This window comes from Actinomadura sp. 7K507, from assembly GCF_004348425.1.
GTDB lineage: Bacteria > Actinomycetota > Actinomycetes > Streptosporangiales > Streptosporangiaceae > Spirillospora.
On record NZ_SMKK01000053.1, the window covers coordinates 9167 to 30625 of the forward strand.

A 21459-nucleotide genomic window follows, 5' to 3' on the forward strand; every position below is an offset into this window, starting at 1 on the left:
CGCGTTCCCGGCAGGGACTCGGGGTGAAAGGGGACGGGGAACAGCCCGATTTCTGTGGTCATTCTCTTTGATTTTCTGCCCGACGGCGCCGGGCCGGTGCCGATGGCGGGCGTAAAACAAACCCCCTTCGACCGGGAAAGTGCCGCTTGATGTCCACCGAGTACGTTCCTCTTTCCGCCGCTCAGCGGAGCGTCTGGTACGCGCAGCAACTGGCGCCCGAAACGCCGATCCACATCGCGCAGTACATCGAGATCGAAGGGCCGCTCGACCACGAACTGTTCGACCGGGTGGCGCGCATCGCCGCGCACGAGGTACTCGCGCAGAACGCACGGCTGGTCGAAGTCGACGGCGTCGCGCACCAGATCCTCGACCCGGACGCGACCGTCTCGGTCCCCCTCGTGGACCTGTCCGGCGAGCCCGACCCGGACGCCGCCGCGCGGGCGTGGATGGACGAGCGGATGGCCGAGCCGCTGCCGCTGGACGGCGAGCGGCTGTTCCACACCGCGCTGCTGCGGCTGGCCCCCGGCCGGCACCGGTGGTTCGTGCGCGCCCACCACGTGGTCCTGGACGGCTACGGCGGCCTGCTGGTCAGCCGCCGCGCCGCGGAGGTCTACACCCTCCTCGCCGGCGGCGGCGAGTACGAGCCGGGCGAGCTGGGCGACTTCCGGCGGGTCCTCGCCGACGAGGAGGAGTACCGCGCGTCGGAGAGGTTCGAGGGGGACCGCGCGTACTGGACGCAGCGGTTCGCCGACAAGCCCGTCGCGGTGTCGCTGTCGGACGCGATGGCCGAGCCGACCGCCGACTACCTGAGCCGCATCGCCGTCGTCCCGCCGGACGAGGCGGGCGCGCTCGCGGCCGGCGCCCGCCGGCTGCGCACCGCGGCGCCGGGGCTGGCGATCGCCGCGACCGCCGCGTACGTGGCGCGGATGACCGGCGCCGAGGACGTGATCCTCGGTCTCGCGGCCGCCTGCCGCACCACCGAGGTGTCCCGCGAGACCCCCGCGATGCTGTCGACGGTCCTGCCGCTGCGCGTGCGGGTCGAGCCGGACATGACCGTGGAGGAGCTGGTCCGGTCGGCGACCCGGGCGAGCGCGCGGGCGCTGCGCCACCAGCGGTACCGGCGCGACGACCTGCTGCGCGACCTGAAGCTGCTCGGCGAGCGCCACCGCCTGTACGGGCCGGTCATCAACATCATGCCGTTCGACTACCGGCTGGACTTCGCCGGCCTGCGGGCCAGGACGCACGCCATCACGACCGGCCCGGTCGACGACCTGTCGATCAACATCTACGACAACTTCGACGGCACGGGTATGCGCGTCGACTTCGAGGCGCACCCGGACCTCTACACGGAGGACCAGGTCTCCACGCACCTGAACCGGTACGTCGGGTTCCTGCGCGCCCTGGGCGACGCCGATCCGTCCACGCCGCTCCACGAGGTGGACCTGCTGGACGGCGCCGAGCGGTTCCGCGTCCTGGAGGAGTGGAACGACACGGCCCTGCCCGTCGCGGACGGTGTCGTCCCGGACCTGTTCGAGGCCCAGGCCGCCGCGACACCGGACAGCACGGCGGTCATCGCGGGCGGGACCCGGCTCACCTACGCCGAGCTGAACGACCGCGCGAACCGCCTGGCCCGGTGCCTGATCGAGCGCGGCGTCGGCCCCGAGGACTTCGTCGCCCTGTCGCTGCCCCGCGACGCCGACCTCGTCGTCGCGACGCTGGCCGTCCTGAAGGCGGGCGCCGGATACGAGCCGATCGACCTGGCGTACCCGCCCGACCGCATCGCCTACATGCTGGAGGACGCCGCCCCCGCCTGCGTCATCACGACCCGAAACGCGGACTTGCCCGGCGGGACGCCGCGCGTCGAACTCGACGCCCTCTCCCTCGACGGCTACTCCGGTGCGGACGTCACCGACGCCGAGCGCGTCCGGCCGCTGCGTCCCGCCAACCCGGCGTACATCATCTACACGTCCGGTTCGACGGGCCGCCCCAAGGGCGTCGTCATCTCCCACGCGAACGTCATGGACTTCTGCGCCGAGTCGATGGCCGGCTACGGCGCGGACAGGATGCGCCGCGTCCTGTTCTCCACGTCGCTGAACTTCGACGTGTCGCTGTTCGAGTGGCTGGTGCCGCTCACGATCGGCGGTGAGATCGAGGTCGTGCGCGACCTCCTGGAGATCGCCGAGCGCGGCGGCTGGTCCGGGACGCTGATCAGCGGTGTGCCCTCCGCGCTGGCGGTGCTGCTGGGCCGCGGCGGCCTGCGGCTGGACGTCGGCGATGTGGCGTTCGGCGGTGAGGCGCTGCCGCCCCAGCTCGTCCAGGACGCCCGCGCGCTCCTGCCGGACGCGCGGGTCTCCAACATCTACGGCCCCACCGAGGCGACGATCTTCGTCACCGGCTGGTACGACGACGGCAACCCCGAGGGCATCGCCCCGATCGGCCGGCCGATGGCCAACACCCGCCTGTACGTGCTGGACGGCCGGTTCCGCCCCGTCCCCGTCGGCGTCCCGGGTGAGCTGTACCTGGCGGGGAACGGGCTGGCGCGCGGGTACCTGGACCGCCCCGCACTGACCGCGGACCGGTTCGTGGCGTGCCCGTTCGGCGGGCCGGGCGAGCGGATGTACCGGACGGGCGACCTGGTCCGCTGGAACGAGGCCGGGGAGATCGAGTACCTCGGCCGCCTCGACCACCAGGTGAAGGTCCGCGGGTTCCGGATCGAGCTGGGCGAGATCGAGGCGGCGCTGTCCGCGCACCCGGCCGTGACGCAGAGCGTGGTCGCCGCCCGCCGCGACGCGGTCGGCGACGGCGTCCTCACCGGCTACGTCGTCGGCGCGGTCGACCCGGCCGAGCTGCGCGCGTTCGTCGCCAGGACGCTGCCCGCCTACATGGTGCCGTCCGCGATCATGGTGCTGGACGCGATGCCGCTGTCCCCGAACGGCAAGCTGGACCGGTCCGCGCTGCCGGAACCGGACTTCACGGCGGCCCCGACCTCGCGCGGACCGCGCGACGCCCGCGAGGAGATCCTCTGCGGGATCGTCGCCGGCGTCCTCGGCCTGGACCGGGTCGGCATCGACGACGGGTTCTTCGACCACGGCGGCGACTCGCTGAAGGCGACCCGCGTCGTGGCCCGCGCCCGCGCCGCGCTGAACGTGGAACTGCCGGTCCGCGCGCTGTTCGAGGCGCCGACCGTCGCGGGTCTGGCCGAGCGGATCGCCACCGGGGCGGCCGACGGGTCCGCCGCCGGGCGCCCGGCGCTGCGTCCCGCCGAACGCCCCGTCCCGCTGCCGGTGTCGTACGCGCAGGAGCGGCTCTGGTTCCTGAACCGGCTCGAAGGGCTCACCGCCACCTACAACGTGCCGATCCCGCTGCGGCTGACCGGCGAGATCGATGACGAAGCGATGCGGGACGCGTTGCGCGACGTCGTCGCCAGGCACGAGTCCCTGCGGACGCTGTTCGGCGACGCCGACGGCGAGCCGCACCAGGTGATCCTCGCCCCCGGGGAGGCCGAGCCGCAGCTGACGGCAGGCGAGACCGACGACGTGCACGGCGCCCTGTTCATGGACGCGACCCGCGGCTTCGACCTCGCGAACGAGCTGCCGATCCGGGCCCACCTGTACCGGCTCGCCGAGAACGAGCACCTTCTCCTGGTCGTCCTGCACCACATCGCCGGGGACGGCTGGTCGCTGGCGCCGCTCGCCCGCGACCTCATCACCGCGTACGTGGCCCGCCGCGACGGCCGCGCGCCCGAGTGGGCGCCGCCGGCCGTCCAGTACGCCGACTACGCGCTCTGGCAGCGGGAGCTGCTGGGCTCCGAGAGCGACCCCGGCAGCCTCGCCGCGCGCCAGATCGCGTACTGGAGGGACGCCCTCGCCGGGCTGCCCGACCAGATCCGGCTGCCGCACGACCGGCCCCGCCCGGACCGGGCGTCCTACCGGGGCGGCCAGGTCGCCTTCGAGGTCCCGGCGGAGCTGGCGGACGGGCTGGCGGGACTCGCCCGCGACCACCAGGTCAGCCTGTTCATGGTCCTGCAGGCGGCGCTCGCCGCCCTGCTCACCCGCCTCGGCGGGGGGACGGACGTGCCGATCGGCTCGCCCGTCGCGGGCCGCACGGACGCCGCCCTGGACGATCTCGTCGGCGTCTTCGTCAACACGCTCGTGCTGCGGACCGACACCTCCGGCGACCCGGCGTTCGCCGAGCTGCTCGCCCGCGTCCGCGAGACCGACCTGGCCGCGTACGCGCACCAGGACGTCCCGTTCGAGCGGCTCGTCGAGGTGCTGAACCCGGCGCGGTCCCTGTCCCGGCACCCGCTGTTCCAGGTCATGCTGACCCTGCAGAACAACCCCGAGGCGTCCGTCGAGCTGCCCGGCCTGAACGTCGCCGTCGAGCCGGTGGACGCCGGGGTCGCCAAGTTCGATCTGGAGTTCCTGCTGGAGGAGGCCCGCGATGGTCAGGGCGGCCTCACCGGAACCCTCGAATACGCCCGGGACCTGTTCGACCGGGAGACCGCCGAGCGGCTCACCGGCTGGTACCGGCGGACCCTTGAGGCCGTCGTCGCCACTAAGGCCGCCGTCACGGTCGACGGCCTCGACCTCCCGGATCTCACCGCGCCCGAGGTACTCGAAGGCCACGTGGTCGGGGGGCCGGTGGTCGAGGGGCAGGTGGTCGGGGGGCCGGTTGTCGAAGGGCCGGTGGACAAGCGGCTCGTCGCGTACGTGGTCGCCGCGCCCGGCCAGGCGCTCGACACCGAGGAGCTGCGCGCCCACATCCGCGAGAGCCTGCCCGAGTCGATGGTGCCCGCCGCCGTCGTCGTCCTGGACGAGATGCCGCTCACCCCGAACGGCAAGGTCGACGTCAAGGCGCTCCCGAAGCCGGAACTGACGATCACCCCGGCGACCGCCTACCGTGCCCCCTCCGGGGAGACGGAGGAGGCCGTCGCCGCCGTGTTCGCCGACCTGCTCGGCGTCGCCCGGGTCGGCGCGGACGACGACTTCTTCGCGCTCGGCGGCAACTCGCTCGTCGCGATGCGGGTCGTGAGCCGCGTCCGCCGCGTCCTGGACACCGAACTGCCCGTCCGCGCGCTGTTCGAGGCGCCCACCGCGGCGGGCCTCGCCGCCCTCATCGGCGGCGGCGCCGGCGCGGAGCCGGGCCGTCCCGCGCTGGAGCCGCGCGAGCGTCCCGGTGTGATCCCGCCGTCGTACGCGCAGCAGCGGCTCTGGTTCCTCAACCGGTTCGAGGGACCGTCCGCCACCTACAACATGCCGCTGGCGCTGCGCGTCCGCGGCCCCCTCGACGTGGACGCCCTCCGCGCCGCCATCGGCGACCTCGTCGAACGGCACGAGACGCTCCGCACGATCCTGCCCGACGGCGGGGGAGTGCCGCGCCAGCAGGTCCTGGACGCCGCCGCGGCCCGTCCCGAGCTGGAGGTCGCCGACACGACGGAGGCGGAGCTGCCGACGCGGCTCGCCATGGCCGCCGGGTACGCCTTCGACATCTCCGCCGAGCCGCCGCTGCGCGCCCACCTGTTCCGGGCCGGGCCGGAAGAGCACGTCGCGCTGCTGCTCATGCACCACATCGGCGGCGACGGCTGGTCGCTGGCGCCGCTGGCACGCGACCTCATCACCGCCTACGCGGCCCGTTCGGAGGGGCGGGAGCCGCAGTGGGCGCCGCTGCCGGTCCAGTACGCCGACTACACGCTCTGGCAGCGTGATCTGTTCGGGTCCGAGGACGACCCCGGCAGTTTGGTCTCCAAGCAGATCGCCTACTGGCGGGATGCTCTGGCCGGGCTGCCGGAGGAGTTGCCGCTTCCTGCCGACCGGCCGCGTCCGGCGGAGGCGTCCTACCGGGGCGCGACGGCCCGCTTCCGCCTCGGCGCGGACGTCCACAAGGCGCTCCTGGGACTGTCCCGCGACACTGGCGCGAGCCCGTTCATGGTCGCCCAGGCCGCGTTCGCCGCGCTGCTCACCAAGCTCGGGGCCGGGACGGACGTGCCGATCGGGTCGCCCGTCGCGGGCCGCACCGACGAGGCCCTCGACGACCTCGTCGGCATGTTCGTCAACATGCTCGTCTTCCGCACCGACACGTCCGGGGATCCGTCGTTCCGCGAGCTGGTCGGCAGGGTGCGGGAGACCGACCTCGCCGCGTACGCGCACCAGGACGTCCCGTTCGAGCGGCTCGTCGAGGTGCTGAACCCGCCGCGGCACCTGGCCCGGCACCCGCTGTTCCAGGTCGGGCTGACGTTCCAGAACAACCCCGAGGCGCGGCTGGAGATGCCCGGCTTCAGCGCCGAGGTGGAGCCGCTGACCGCCGGCGTCGCCCGCTTCGACCTGCTGATGATCCTCACCGAGCGGGAGGACGGGCTCGACGGCGAGCTGGAGTACGCGCTCGACCTCTACGACCCGTCCACCGCGCGGCGGCTCATCGAGCGATTCGAGCGGTACCTGTCCGCGCTGCTCGCCGACCCGGACGCGTCCATTTCCGCCGCCGACGCCCTCTCCCCGGAGGAGCGCGCCACGATCCTCGGCGACTGGGCCGGGGGAGGGGCCGCGCCCGCGGAGCGGGCCACGATTCCGGCGCTGTTCGAGGCGCAGGCCGCGGCTCGTACGGATGCGGTGGCGGTGACGTTCGACGGCGTGTCGTGGACGTATGGCGAGGTGAACGCGAGGGCGAACCGCCTTGCACATCGCTTGGTCGGGCGGGGTGTGGGGCCGGAGCAGCTGGTGGCGTTGTCGTTGCCGCGTTCGGGTGATCTGGTCGTGGCGATTCTGGCGGTGCTGAAGGCGGGCGCGGCGTATGTGCCGATCGATCCGGATTACCCCGAAGAGCGCATCGCGTACATGGTCGAGGACGCCGAGCCCGTCCTGACCTTGGGACCGGACGACCTGGACGCCACCGGATACGACGAAACCAACCTCGGTGTCGCCATCTCTGCGGACCACCCGGCGTATGTCATCTACACCTCGGGTTCGACGGGGCGCCCGAAGGGTGTGGTGGTTCCGCATCAGAACGTGGTGCGGCTGCTGCGTTCGACGGAGCAGTGGTTCGACTTCGGCCCGGACGACGTGTGGACGCTGTTCCACTCCTACGCGTTCGACTTCACGGTGTGGGAGCTGTGGGGCTCGCTGCTGTATGGCGGTCGTCTGGTCGTCGTCCCGTACATGACCTCACGCTCGCCCGAAGAGTTCCTCAAGCTGCTCTCCGATGAGCGCGTGACCGTCCTGAACCAGACCCCGTCGGCGTTCTACCAGCTGATGGCCGCCGACAAGGAGAACCCCGGCACCGACCTGGCGCTGCGCTACATCGTCTTCGGCGGCGAAGCCCTCGAACTGGGCCGCCTCGAAGACTGGTACTCCCGGCACCCCGAGGACGCGCCGGCGCTCGTCAACATGTACGGGATCACCGAGACCACGGTGCACGTGTCGTACATCGCGCTCGACCGCGCCTATGCGGCGACCGCGCCCGGCAGCGTCATCGGCGCCGGCATCCCCGACCTGCGCGTCTACGTCCTGGACGACCGCCTCCAGCCCGTCGCGCCCGGTGTGGCGGGCGAGCTGTACGTGTCCGGCGAGGGCCTGGCGCGCGGCTACCTGAACCGTCCGGCCCTGTCGGCCGAGCGGTTCGTCGCCGACCCGCACGGCAGGCCCGGGACCCGTATGTACCGGACCGGAGACCTCGCGCGGTGGCTGAACGACGGCCGCCTCGAATACCTGGGACGCGCCGACCAGCAGGTGCAGTTGCGCGGCTTCCGGATCGAGCCGGGCGAGATCGAGTCGGTCCTGGCCCGGCACGACACGGTCTCCGATGTCGCGGTGATCGTCCGGGACGAGCGTCTGGTCGCCTACGTCGCCGGAACCGGCGTCGACTCGTCCGAGCTGCGCCGCTTCGCGGGTAAGGACCTGCCCGACCACATGGTCCCGGCCGTGGTCGTCGAGCTGGACGCCCTCCCGCTCACCGTCAACGGCAAGCTGGACCACAAGGCGCTGCCCGCGCCCGACTTCGCGGCGAAGGTGTCGGCCCGCGCGGCCCGCACGTCGGAGGAGGAGATCCTCGCGGGCCTGTTCGCCGAGGTCCTCGGCCTGGAACGGGTCGGCGCCGACGACGGGTTCTTCGACCTGGGCGGCGACTCCATCATCGCGATCCAGCTCGTCTCCCGCGCCCGCCAGTCCGGTCTGGTCATCACCCCGCGCGACGTGTTCCAGCACCAGACCGTCGAGGAACTGGCGGAGACCGCGCAGCCGGTCGGCGAGGGCGAGGAGATCGAGACGGAGGCCGCCGGCGCCGGTATCGGCCCGGTCCCGGTCACCCCGATCGTCGCGTGGCTGCATGACCGGGTGAACGGGGACGCCTCGCTGATCAGCGGCTTCCACCAGTCGACGATGCTGCGCACGCCGCCGAACCTCGGCGTCGACAAGCTGACCGGCGCCCTCCAGGCCCTTCTGGACCACCACGACATCCTCCGGCTCCGGCTGGACGTCGAAGAGGACCGCTGGCAGCCCGTCGTCGGGCAGCGCGGTTCGTCCGGCGCCGCCGGCCTCGTCACCCGCGTCGACGTCGCCGGCCTGGACGCCGACAAGCTCGGCGCCGTCGTCGCCGAGCAGGCGGCCGCCGCCCGCGACCGGCTCGACCCTCGGGCGGGGACGGTCGCGCAGCTCGTCTGGTTCGACGCGGGAACCGACCAGGGACGCCTCCTGTTCGTCCTGCACCACCTCGTCGTGGACGGCGTCTCCTGGCGGATCCTCCTGCCCGACTTCGTCACGGCCTGGGCCGGGGGAGAGCTCCAGCCGGTCGGGACGTCGTTCCGCCGCTGGGCGCAGAAGCTCACGGCCTCCGGCGGGGACGCCGGAGAGCTGGACGACTGGCTCGACATCATCGAAGGCCCGGACCAGAAGCTCGCCGACCGCGCCCTCGACCCGCGCGCCGACATCGCCGCACGCGCCCGTTCCCTCACCCTCGACCTCCCGGCCGGCGTCACGGGACCCCTGCTCACCGACGTCCCCGCCGCGTTCCACGGCCGCGCCAACGACGTCCTCCTCACCGGCCTGACCCTCGCGGTCTCGCAGTGGCGGCGGCACCGCGGCGGGCGCGGCACCGGCGTCCTCATCGACCTGGAAGGGCACGGCCGCGAGGACGTCGTGCCCGGCGTGGACATCTCGCGCACCGCCGGCTGGTTCACCTCGATCCACCCCGTCCGGCTGGACGCGGGCAACGCCGACTGGGCCGAGGTCCGCGACGGCGGCTCGGCCGTCGGCACCGCCGTCAAGAAGGTCAAGGAGCAGCTCAGGGCCGTCCCGGGCGGAGGGCTCGGCTACGGCCTGCTCCGGTACGGCGGCGGTGACGCCGCCGAGGAACTCGCCGACGTGGCGCCCGCGCAGATCGCCTTCAACTACCTCGGCCGGATCGACGGCGGCGACCAGGCCGGCGACTGGACGCTCGCCCCCGAGGAGCCGCCCGCGGGCGAGGACCCCCGGATGCCGATGGCGCACGTCCTGGAGATCAACGCCGTCACCCGCGACCTGCCCGGCGGCCCGGTGCTGTCCGCGACGTGGACGTGGCCCGGCGGGCTGATGGACTCCGGCGACGTCCGCGAACTCGCCGAGGGCTGGTTCGCGGCCCTGCGCGGCCTCGTCGCGCACGTGACCTCCGAGGAGGCGGGCGGGTTCACGCCCTCCGACCTGCTCGTCGACCTGGACCAGGGCGAGATCGACAAGCTACAGAACGCATGGAGGCGGCAGCATTGAACCGGGGGGACCTAGAAGACATCCTGCCGCTGTCACCGCTGCAGCAGGGGTTCTTCTTCCACGCCCTTTTCGACGCCGACGGACCCGCGGAGCGGCGAGCGGCGGAGCGAGGAACGAGCGAGCAGGCGAGCGCGACCAGTAGGGACGTCTACACGGCGCAGCTCGTCATCGACCTCGAGGGGCCCCTGGACGTCGCCGCGTTGCGGACCGCCGCCGGGACCCTGCTGCGCCGCCACCCGAACCTGCGCGCCGCGTTCTGGCACGAGGACCTGTCGCGTCCCGTGCAGGTCGTGCCCCGCAGCGTCGAACTGCCGTGGGAAGAGGTCAGCGCGTCCGGCGCCGAGGCGGACGCGGTCGTGGCGCGGGAGCGGGCACGCGGCTTCGACATGACCGCGCCGCCGCTGCTGCGGTTCGTCCTCGTCCGGAGGGGAGCGGAAAAGTACCGCTTGATCCTCACCAACCACCACATCCTGCTGGACGGCTGGTCGACGCCGATCATGGCGACCGAGCTGTTCCTGCTCTACATGCAGGGCGGCCACGACACCGGGATGCCGCGCGTCACGCCGTACAAGAACTACCTGGCCTGGCTCGCCGGGCAGGACCGCGCCGCCGCCGAGGAGGCCTGGCGCCGGGCCCTCGGGGGCCTGGACGAACCCAGCCTCGTCGCCCCCGAAGCCGCCGGACGCGCACCGGAACCGCCGGAGCGCACGATCACCGAGCTGGACGAGCGCACGACCAGGAAGCTCACCCGCGCGGCCCGCCGGCACGGCGTCACTCTGAGCACCGTCCTGCAAGGCGCGTGGGGACTGGTCCTGGGGCGGCTGCTCGGCTCGAACGACGTGGTGTTCGGAGCGACCGTCTCCGGCCGCCCGCCCGAACTGCCGGGCATCGAGCAGATGATCGGGCTGTTCATCAACACGCTGCCGATCCGCGTGCGGTACCGGATGGACGAGCCGCTCGGCACGCTGCTGGAACGGCTCCAGGACGAGCAGACCGAACTCCTCGCCCACCACCATCTGGGCCTCACCGACATTCAGCGCGCGGCGGGGCATTCCGGCGCCCTGTTCGACACGATGACGGTGCTGGAGAACTACCCGTTCGACCCGGCCTCGCTGGACAGCTCTCTCAACGGCGTCCGCATCGCCGCGGCCGACTCCTACGACGCGACCCACTTCCCCCTGTCGTTCGTCGTCGCGCCTGGGGAGAAGCTGTCGCTGCGGCTGCACTACCGGCCCGATGTGTACGAACAGCCCGTCGTCGAGGCGCTCCTGGCCCGCGTCCGCCGCTTCCTGGAGGCGTTCGCCGAGGACGCGGAACAGCTCATCGGCGCTGTGGAACTCCCCACCGAAACCGAACGCACGACCCTCGCCGCCTGGAACGACACCTCCTGGAACGACACCTGCTGGAACGACACGGGCGGCGACGTCCCGACAGGGACGCTCCCGGCCCTGCTGGAGCGGCAGGCAGCCCGCACCCCGGACGAGGTCGCCCTCGTCTGCGGCGACGCACACCTCACCTACGCGGAGCTGAACGAGCGCGCCAACCGCCTCGCGCACGAACTCATCGCGCGGGGAATCGGCCCGGAGGACCGTGTCGCGCTCGTCCTGCCGCGCACGCCCGAGATCGTCGTCGCGATCGCGGGCGTGCTGAAGGCGGGCGCCGCCTACGTCCCGATCGACCCCGAGTACCCGGCCGACCGCATCGCCTACATGCTGGACGACTGCCGCCCGGCCCTCACCATCGACGCGGGCGGCTTCCCGGACACCACCGGGCGGCCCGCGGACGACCCGGCCGACGCGGACCGCGTGCGGCCGCTGCGGGGCGGCAACGCCGCATACGTCATCTACACCTCGGGCTCGACCGGCCGCCCCAAGGGCGTGACCATTCCGCACGCGGGCGTGCTGAACTACTTCGAGGCGCACCGGGACGCCTTCATCGACCCGGCGATCGAGGCCGCCGGCGGGCGCAGGATGCGGTTCGCGCACCTGGCGTCGTTCTCGTTCGACACGTCCTGGATGGGCCTGCTGTGGATGATGTACGGCCACGAGCTGCACCTCATCGACGACGAGACCCGCCGTGATGTGGAGGCGTACACCGCATACGTGGCGCGCGCGCGGATCGACCTGGTGAACACCACCCCGTCGCACTTCAGCTCGCTGCGCGAAGCGGGCCTGCTGAACGACGACGGGCGGCACCTGCCGGCGCAGCTCCTCCTCGGCGGCGAGGCCGTCAGCGATGCCCTGTGGGCGGACCTCCGCGCCATCCCCGGCCTCACCACCCGCAACCTCTACGGGCCGACCGAATCCACGATCGACACCATGAACCAGGTCGTCGCGCACCGCGAGCGGCCGTCGGTCGGCGCCCCCTACCGCAACGTCCGCTCCTACGTCCTGGACACCGCGCTCCAGCCCGTCCCGGCCGGCGTCCCCGGCGAGCTGTACCTCGCGGGCGCGCAGCTGGCCCGCGGCTACCTCGGCCGCCCCGGACTGACCGCCGAGCGGTTCGTCGCCGACCCGTCCGGTGCGCCGGGCGAGCGCATGTACCGCACCGGTGACCTGGCCCGGTGGCTCCCGGACGGGACGATCGAGTTCCTCGGCCGCACCGACGACCAGGTCAAGATCCGCGGCTTCCGGGTCGAGCCCGGCGAGGTCGAGAACGTCCTCGCCGGATGCCCGGGCGTCGCGCAGGCCGCCGTCGTCGTCCGCGAGGACCGGCCCGGCGACAGGCGCCTCGCCGCCTACCTCGCCGGCACCGGCATCGACGTCGCGGCGGTCCGGCGGTTCGCCGCCGAACGGCTGCCCGACTACATGGTCCCGGCGTTCACCGTCCTGGACGCGCTGCCGCTCACGGTCAACGGCAAGCTCGACCGGGCCGCGCTGCCCGCGCCCGACACCGGCGCGTCCGTCAGCCGCGCGCCGCGCTCCCCCCGGGAGGAGATCCTCTGCGGCCTGTTCGCCGAGATCCTCGGCGTGCCGAGGGTCGGCGTGGACGACGGGTTCTTCGACCTCGGCGGCGACTCGCTCACCGCCACCCGCCTCGTCAGCAGGATCCGTTCCGCGCTGGGCGCGGAGCTGCCCGTCCGCGCCCTGTTCGAGGCCCCCACCGCCGCCGGCCTCGCCGAACGGCTCGCGGACGCGGCCGGCGACGTGCGCCCGCCGCTGGTCCGGGCCGAACGGCCCGGCGTCGTCCCGCTGTCGTACGCGCAGCAGCGGCTCTGGTTCCTCAACCGCCTCGAAGGCGCCTCCGCGACGTTCAACATGCCGGTCGCGCTGCGGCTCACCGGGGCCCTCGACCTCGACGCGCTCCGCGACGCGCTGGCCGACGTGGTGGCCCGGCACGAATCGCTCCGCACGATCTTCCCGGACGGGTCCGGGAGCCCCCGCCAGCTCGTCCTGGACCCGGCCGCCGCCCGGCCCCGGCTCGACGTCGCCGAAACCGGCGAGGCCGCGCTGCCGATGGCGCTCGCCGCCGCCGTCGGGCAGGGCTTCGACCTGTCCATCGAACCGCCCCTCCGCGCCCGGCTGTTCGCGCTGGGAGGCGACACCCACGTACTCATGCTCGTCCTGCACCACATCGCCGCGGACGGCTGGTCGATGGCGCCGCTCGCCCGCGACGTGATCGTCGCCTACGCGGCCCGTTCGGAGGGGCGGGAGCCGCAGTGGGCGCCGCTGCCGGTCCAGTACGCCGACTACACGCTCTGGCAGCGTGATCTGTTCGGGTCCGAGGACGATCCCGGCAGTTTGGTCTCCAAGCAGATCGCCTACTGGCGGGATGCTCTGGCCGGGCTGCCGGAGGAGCTGCCGCTTCCGGCCGACCGGCCGCGTCCGGCGGAGGCGACCTACCGGGGCGCGACGCACACGTTCGAGCTGGACGCCGAGCTGCACGCCGGACTGCTGGCCCTCGCCCGCGAGAACGGCGCCAGCCTGTTCATGGTCATGCAGGCCGCCTACGCCGCCCTGCTCACCCGCCTCGGCGCCGGAACGGACGTGCCGATCGGGTCGCCCATCGCGGGCCGCACCGACGAGGCCCTCGACGACCTCGTCGGCATGTTCGTCAACATGCTCGTACTGCGCACCGACACGTCCGGGGACCCGACCTTCCGCCAGCTGATATCGCGGGTGAAGGAGACCGACCTCGCGGCCTACGGGCACCAGGACCTTCCGTTCGAGCGGCTCGTCGAGGTGCTCAACCCGGCCCGGTCGATGGCGCGGCATCCGCTGTTCCAGGTCGTCCTGTCGTTCCAGAACAACCCCGAGGCGCGTCTCGAGCTGGACGGGCTCAGCGGCGGCGCCGAACCCCTCGGATCGGGTGCCGCCAAGTACGACCTCTCCCTCTACCTGGAGGAACGCCACGGCGACGACGGCGCGCCCGGCGGTATCGAGGCCGGTCTCGAATACGCCCTCGACCTCTTCGACCCCGGCACCGCCGAAGCCGTCGCGGACCGCTTCGAACGGCTCGTCCGCGAACTGGTCGCCGCACCGGACGCGCCTGTAGGCGCCGCCGACATCCTGAGCAGCGGCGAGCGCCGGACGCTCCTGCGCAGGTGGGCCGGCGGCAAGGGCGGCGACGTCGAGCGGACGACCATCCCGACGCTGTTCGAGGCGCAGGCCGCGGCTCGTCCGGATGCGGTGGCGGTGACGTTCGACGGCGTGTCGTGGACCTACGGCGAGGTGAACGCCAGAGCGAACCGGCTGGCGCACCGCCTCATCGAGCAGGGCGCCGGGCCGGAGCGGTTCGTGGCCCTGTCGCTGCCGCGATCGGCCGACCTGGTCGTGGCGATCCTGGCCGTCCTGAAGTCGGGTGCGGCCTACGTTCCGATCGACCCGGACTACCCTGAGGACCGCATCGCGTACATGGTCGAGGACGCCCGGCCCGCCTTGACCCTCGGCCCCGGCGATCTCGACGCGACCGGCTGGCCTGACACCGATCCCGGCGTCGCCATCGACCCGAACCACCCCGCGTACGTCATCTACACCTCCGGTTCGACGGGGCGCCCGAAGGGTGTGGTGGTTCCGCACCTGAACGTGGTGCGGCTGATGGGGACCACGGAGCAGTGGTTCGGCTTCGGTCCGGACGACGTGTGGACGCTGTTCCACTCCTACGCGTTCGACTTCTCGGTCTGGGAGCTGTGGGGGGCGCTGCTGTACGGGGGCAGCGTCGTCGTCGTGCCGTACGAGACGTCCCGCTCGCCCCAGGATCTCCTCGATCTGTTGTCGGACGAGCGTGTCACCGTCCTGAACCAGACCCCATCGGCGTTCTACCAGCTGATGGCCGCCGACAAGGAGAACCCCGGCACCGATCTGGCGCTGCGCTACATCGTCTTCGGCGGCGAGGCCCTCGACCTCGGCCGCCTCGAAGACTGGTACTCACGCCACCCCGAGGACGCGCCGACGCTCGTCAACATGTACGGGATCACCGAGACGACGGTGCACGTCTCCTACCTCGCCCTCGACCGCGTCCAAGCCGCCACCGCCCCCGGCAGCGTCATCGGCGTCGGCCTCCCCGACCTGAAGGTGTACGTCCTGGACGACCGTCTCCAGCCCTCCCCGGCCGGAGTGGCCGGCGAGCTGTACGTCGCGGGCATGGGGCTGGCGCGCGGCTATCTGAACCGTCCGGGCCTGTCGGCCGAGCGGTTCGTCGCCGACCCGCACGGCAGGCCCGGGACCCGCATGTACCGGACCGGCGACCTGGCCCGCTGGCGCCGCGACGGCACGCTCGAATACCTGGGACGCGCCGACCAGCAGGTCCAGTTGCGCGGCTTCCGGATCGAGCTGGGCGAGATCCAGGCGGTCCTGACCAGGCACGAGGCCGTCCGGGACGCCGCGGTGATCGTCCGCGACGACCGCCTGGTCGCCTACGTCGCCGCAACCGGCGTCGACTCGTCCGAGCTGCGCCGCTTCGCCGGTGTGTCGCTGCCCGGCCACATGGTCCCGGCGGCCGTCGTCGAGCTGGACGCCCTGCCCCTGACCGCGAACGGCAAGCTGGACCACAAGGCGCTGCCCGCGCCCGACTTCGCGGCGAAGGTGTCGTCCCGCGCGCCCCGCACGTCCGAGGAGGAGATCCTCGCGGGGCTGTTCGCCGAGGTCCTCGGGCTGGAACGGGTCGGCGCCGACGACGGGTTCTTCGACCTGGGCGGCGACTCCATCATCGCCATCCAGCTCGTCTCCCGCGCCCGCCAGTCCGGTCTGGTCATCACCCCGCGCGACGTGTTCCAGCACCAGACCGTCGAGGAACTGGCGGCTGTGTCGCGTCCGGTCGGCGAGGGCGAGCGGGTCGAGGCGGAGCCACCCGGCACCGGCATCGGCCGGATCCCGGCGACCCCGATCATGCGCTGGTTCCAGGACCTGGACGGCCCGGTCGGCGGTTACAGCCAGCGGATGCTGCTCCAGGTCCCGCCGGACCTCGGCGTGGAGCGTCTCACCACCGCGCTCCAGACCGTCCTGGACCACCACGACATGCTCCGGCTGCGTGTAGACGACGAACAGTTCGAGGTCGCCGAGCCCGGGACGGCCGACGCGGCGGCGCTCGTCCGCCGCGTGGACGTCGCCGGGCTGGACGCCGGCGGACTCCGCTCCGTCCTCGCCGCCGAGGCCGAAGCCGCCCGCCGCCGCCTCGACCCGGCCGCCGGGACGATGGCGCAGCTCGTCTGGTTCGACGCCGGTCCCGGCGCGCCGGGCCGCCTGCTGCTCACCCTCCACCACCTCGCCGTGGACGGGGTGTCGTGGCGGATCCTCCTCCCCGACCTGGTCACCGCGTGGGCCGGGGGAGGCCTCGACCCCGTCCCGACCTCGTTCCGCCGCTGGGCGCAGCGCCTGGCCGCCGAGGCGTCCGACCCGGCCCGCACCGCCGAGCTGCCGCTCTGGGACGACATCCTCGCCACCCCCGACCCGCTCCTCGGCGCCCGCCCCCTGGACCCCGGAACGGACACGTTCGGGACGGCGCTGCACCGCACGCTCGACCTGCCCGCCGACGTCACCGCGCCGCTCCTCGCCGACGTCCCGGCCGCCTTCCACGGGCGCGTCAACGACGTGCTCCTCACCGGCCTCGCCCTGGCCGTCGCCGAGTGGCGGCGCGACCGCGGCGTCAGCGACGAGACCGCCGTCCTCATCGACCTCGAAGGACACGGCCGCGAGGAGATCGTCCCCGGCGTGGACCTGTCGCGCACCGCCGGCTGGTTCACCTCCATCTACCCGGTGCGGCTCGACGCCGGCTGGGTCGAGCCCGCCGACGTCCGCGACGGCGGCCAGGCCGTCGGGACCGCGCTGAAGCGGGTGAAGGAGCAGCTCCGCGAGATCCCCGACAACGGCATCGGGTACGGCCTCCTGCGCTACCTCGACCCGGCGGTGGGCGCGGGCCTCGCGGGGCACCCGCAGATCGCGTTCAACTACCTCGGCCGGTCCGCCGCGCCCGAGGCCACCGACTGGGGACCGGCCGGCCAGGCCGACGCCGACGCCCTCGGCGCCGCGCAGGACGGCGCGCTCGGCCTCGTCCACGCCATCGAGGTCAACGCGCACACCCGCGACCTGCCGGACGGCCCCGAGCTGTCCGCGACGTGGACGTGGGCGGGCGGCCTGTTCGACGAGGCCGCGATCGAGGACCTCGCCGAGCGCTGGTACACCGCGCTGCGCGGCCTGGTCGCGCACGTCGTGGACGGCCCTTCCGAAGGCCCCGTCGGCGGGTTCACCCCGTCCGACCTGTCCCTGGTGGACGTCAGCCAGGACGAGATCGACGAGCTCGCCGCCGAGCTCGACGGCGAATGGGAGCTGGATTGAGCAAGTCGCAGCTTGAGGACATCCTCCCGCTGTCCCCGTTGCAGCAGGGGCTCTTCTTCCACGCGCTGTACGACTCGGGGAACGCCGAGCGGCGAGTGGCGGCGCGAGGTACGAGTGAGCAAGCGAGCGCGGCCGGCAGGGACGTCTACACGGCGCAGATCGTGTTCGACCTGCGCGGCCCCCTCGACGTGGACGCCCTGCGCGCCGCCGCCGCGACGCTCCTGCGGCGGCACGCCAACCTGCGGGCCGGGTTCCGGCAGCGCAAGGAGGGCTCGCCGGTCCAGGTCGTCCACCGCGAGGTGCGCCTCCCCTGGGACGACGCCGACCTGTCCGCCGTGCCCGAGGCCGAACGCGAGGCGAAGGCGCGGGAGCTGGCCGGCGCCGAGCGCGCCCGGCCGTTCGACATGACGAAGCCGCCGCTGCTGCGCTTCCTGCTCATCAAGCTGGCGGACGGCCTGCACCGCATGGTGTTCACCAACCACCACATCCTGCTGGACGGCTGGTCCACACCGGTCCTGCAAACGGAACTGTTCGCGCTCTACCTGGCCGAGGGCGACGACGCCGGAATGCCGCGCGTCACGCCGTACAAGAACTACCTGGCGTGGCTCGCCGCCCAGGACCGTCCCGCCGCCGAGGACGCCTGGCGCCGCTCCCTCGACGGCGTCCACGAACCCACTTTCGTGGCGCCCGGCGCACCGGAGCCGGGCGCGGACACGCCCGGACGGGTCCGGACCCGTCTCACCGAAGACCTCACCGCTGCCCTCAGCGCGCGCGCCCGCGCCCAGGGCGTCACCCTCAACACGGTCCTGCAACTGGCTTGGGGCACGCTGCTGGGCCGCCTCACCGGCTCGACCGATGTCGTGTTCGGCGCGGCCGTGTCCGGCCGCCCACCGGAACTCCCCGGCGTCGAGCAGATGATCGGCCTGTTCATCAACACGCTGCCGATCCGCGTCCGCGTCCGCCCCGCCGACACCGTCGCCGAAGCGCTGGTCCGGCTCCAGGACGAGCAGGCCGCGCTGATGCCGCACCACCACCTCGGCCTGGCCGACATCCAGCGCCTCACCGGGACCGGCACCCTCTTCGACACGATGACCGTGCTGGAGAACTACCCGTTCGACCCGGACGCCGCGGGCGCCGACCTCGGCGGCCTGTCCCTCCACGACGTGGACGGCTACGACGCCTCGCACTACCCGCTGACCTTCGCCGCCGTCCCCGGCCGCGGCCTGTCCCTGCGCATCGACCACCGCGCCGACCTGTTCACCGGCGACGAGGCGCAACGCCTCATGCGCCGCTTCGTCCGCGTCCTGGAGGCCGTCGCCTACCGCCCCGACCTGCCGCTGGGCCGCATCGACGTCGTCGACGACGGCGAGCGCCGCAACGTCCTGGAGACCTGGCAGGGACGGGCGACCGGCCGCGCTCCGGGCACCGTCACGGGCCGCTTCGCGGAGCAGCTGGCGCGGACGCCCGGCGCCCCGGCCGTCCGCGCGGGCGGGGAGACGGTCACCTACGCCGATCTGGACGCGCGGGCGAACCGGCTCGCGCACCGCCTCATCGGGCTCGGCGTCGGGACGGAGACCCGGGTCGCCGTCCTGCTCGAAAGGTCGGCCGACGTCGCCGTGGTGTCGCTCGCGGTCCTCAAGGCGGGCGGTGCGTACGCGCCGGTCCACCACGGCTACCCGCCGGAGCGGATGGCGTGGGCGGTCACCGAGGTGGGCGCACCCGTCGTGATCACCGACTCGGCCATGCGCGGCCAAGTGAGCCATCTCGACACCTCGGCGCGGATCCTCGTGGTGGACGACGACCCCGAAACGGACGCGCAGCCCGCCACCGACCCGGGCGTGCCGTCCCATCCCGAACGGCTCGCCTGCGTGCTGTTCACGTCCGGATCGACCGGCGTGCCCAAGGGCGTCATGCTCCGCCACCGCGACGCCGTCGACCTCGCCTCCGACGGCCGGCTCCGGAACGGGGCCCACGACCGGGTGCTCGTCCACTCGCCGCACGCCTTCGACGCGTCCCTCTACGAACTGTGGACGCCGCTGCTGCACGGGGGCACGGCCGTGTTCGCGCCCCCGGGACACCTGAACGGCGAGGCCCTCGAAAAGGTCATCGCCGAGGAGGACCTCACCGGCCTCTTCATCACCACGACCCTGTTCAACCTGGTCGCCGACGAGCGCCCGCACGCGTTCGCGGGACTCCGCGAGGTGCTGACCGGCGGGGAGGCCGGATCACCGGCCGCGATGCGCAAGGTCCTCGCCGCCTGCCCGGACACCGAGGTCGGGCACGTGTACGGGCCCACCGAGGCGACCACCTACACGACCTACGCCGCGCAGCGCGCCCCGCTCGCCGACCCGTCCGAGACGACCCCGGGACTGGGCCGCCCCCTCGACGACATGCGCGTGTACGTGCTGGACCACGGGCTGCGGCCCGTCCCGCCCGGCGTGGTCGGCGAGGCCTACATCGCGGGCGCGGGCCTCGGGCGCGGCTACCTGCGGCGGCCCTCCCTGACGGGCGAACGGTACGTCGCCGACCCGTTCGGCGCGCCCGGCGACCGCATGTACCGCACCGGCGACCTCGTCCGGTGGCGGGCGGACGGCGCCCTCGAATACGTCGACCGCGCCGACTTCCAGGTCAAGGTCCGCGGCTTCCGGATCGAACTGGGCGAGATCGAGGCCGCCCTCGCCGCCCACCCGGACGTCGCGAACGTCGCCGTCATCGCCCGCGAGGACGCCCCCGGCGTCAAGACCCTCGTCGCCTACGTCATCGCGCCGTCGGCCGACGGGCTCAGGGACTTCGCCGCCGAGCGCCTGCCGCAGTACATGGTGCCCGCCGCGTTCGTCCGCCTCGACACCTTCCCGGTCGGGCCGAACGGCAAGCTCGACCGGCGCGCCCTGCCCGCCCCCGGCTACGGCGAGGCCGCCGCCGGACGCGACCCCGCCACACCCGAGGAGGAACGGCTCTGCGAGATCGTCGCCGGCGTCCTCGGCCTCGACCGCGTCGGCGCCGACGTCAGCTTCTTCGACCTCGGCGGCGACAGCATCGCCGCGCTGAAGCTCACCACCCGGGCCCGGCAGGCGGGCATCGAGCTGACCCCCCGCGACGTCTTCACCCACCAGACCGTGGAGGCCCTCACACGGGTCGGCGATCCCGAAGACGTGCTCGGGTTCGAGGTGCTGCTGCCCATCCGGACTTCCGGGACCCGCCCGCCGGTCTTCTTCGTCCACCCGGCCGGCGGCCTGTCATGGAGCTACCTGCAGTTCCAGCGGCACCTCGCCCCCGACCAGCCGATCTACGGGCTCCAGGCCACCGGGTTCACGCGGCCCGAGCTGCCCGGCTCCGTCGAGCAGTCGGCCGAGGACTACCTGGAGCAGGTCCGCACCGTCCAGCCGTCCGGCCCCTACAACATCGCGGGCTGGTCGCTCGGCGGGCTCATCGCCTACGAGATGGCCGTGCGGCTCCAGGCCGCCGGCGAGCGGGTCGGGCTGCTCACCCTCATCGACGCCTACCACACCCAGGACCTCGAATCGGAGCGGCGCGAGATCCTCCCCGAGCTCCTGGAGAGCATCGGCATCGACGCGAGCATGATCGCCGCCGACGGCAACCCCGACATGGAGCAGATCATGGCGGTGCTCGCCGAACGCGACGACGCCCTCGCGACCCTCGGCGAGGACGACCTGGTCAACGTCTACCGCAACTACGAGAACGGCCTCCGGCAGGCCGAGGAGTACCGGCCGGGACGGTTCCGCGGCGACATCGTGTTCTTCACCGCGCTCCAGGGCCGCACCGGCGACTCGCCCACGGCACGCTCGAACTGGGGCCCCCTCGTCGAGGGCGAGATCGAGGACTACCCCGTCGACGTCGACCACCACCTGCTCATGGAGCCGGGCCCGGTCGCCGAGATGGGCGCCGTGCTGGCGGCGAAACTCGACAAACTTCAGAGCACGGATTGAAAGGGACGA

The 21459-nt window shown here is 73.1% G+C and carries 3 protein-coding genes; all 3 read left to right on the top strand.

The window, feature by feature from the left end:
- The first annotated feature begins 149 nt into the window (after positions 1 to 149).
- From E1285_RS14525 to E1285_RS14535, 3 genes are read left to right on the top strand one after another with little or no spacing between them, the layout of a single operon-like run.
- Positions 150 to 9731, top strand: a complete 9582-nt coding sequence (locus E1285_RS14525) for a non-ribosomal peptide synthetase (protein ID WP_132152162.1) — start codon at positions 150 to 152, stop codon at positions 9729 to 9731.
- A complete protein-coding gene (locus E1285_RS14530) occupies positions 9728 to 17503 on the top strand; it encodes a non-ribosomal peptide synthetase (RefSeq protein WP_132152164.1) in 7776 nt (2591 codons plus the stop codon). The genes E1285_RS14525 and E1285_RS14530 overlap by 4 nt, the downstream gene beginning before the upstream one ends.
- Positions 17500 to 21450, top strand: a complete 3951-nt coding sequence (locus E1285_RS14535) for a non-ribosomal peptide synthetase (RefSeq protein ID WP_243722783.1) — start codon at positions 17500 to 17502, stop codon at positions 21448 to 21450. Before E1285_RS14530 ends, E1285_RS14535 begins: the two co-directional genes overlap by 4 nt.
- The last annotated feature ends 9 nt before the right edge of the window (positions 21451 to 21459 follow it).

Excerpts from the sequence above, each read along its gene's own strand:
- E1285_RS14525 (WP_132152162.1), top strand. The coding sequence starts at position 150 with ATGTCCACCGAGTACGTTCCTCTTTCCGCCGCTCAGCGGAGCGTCTGG.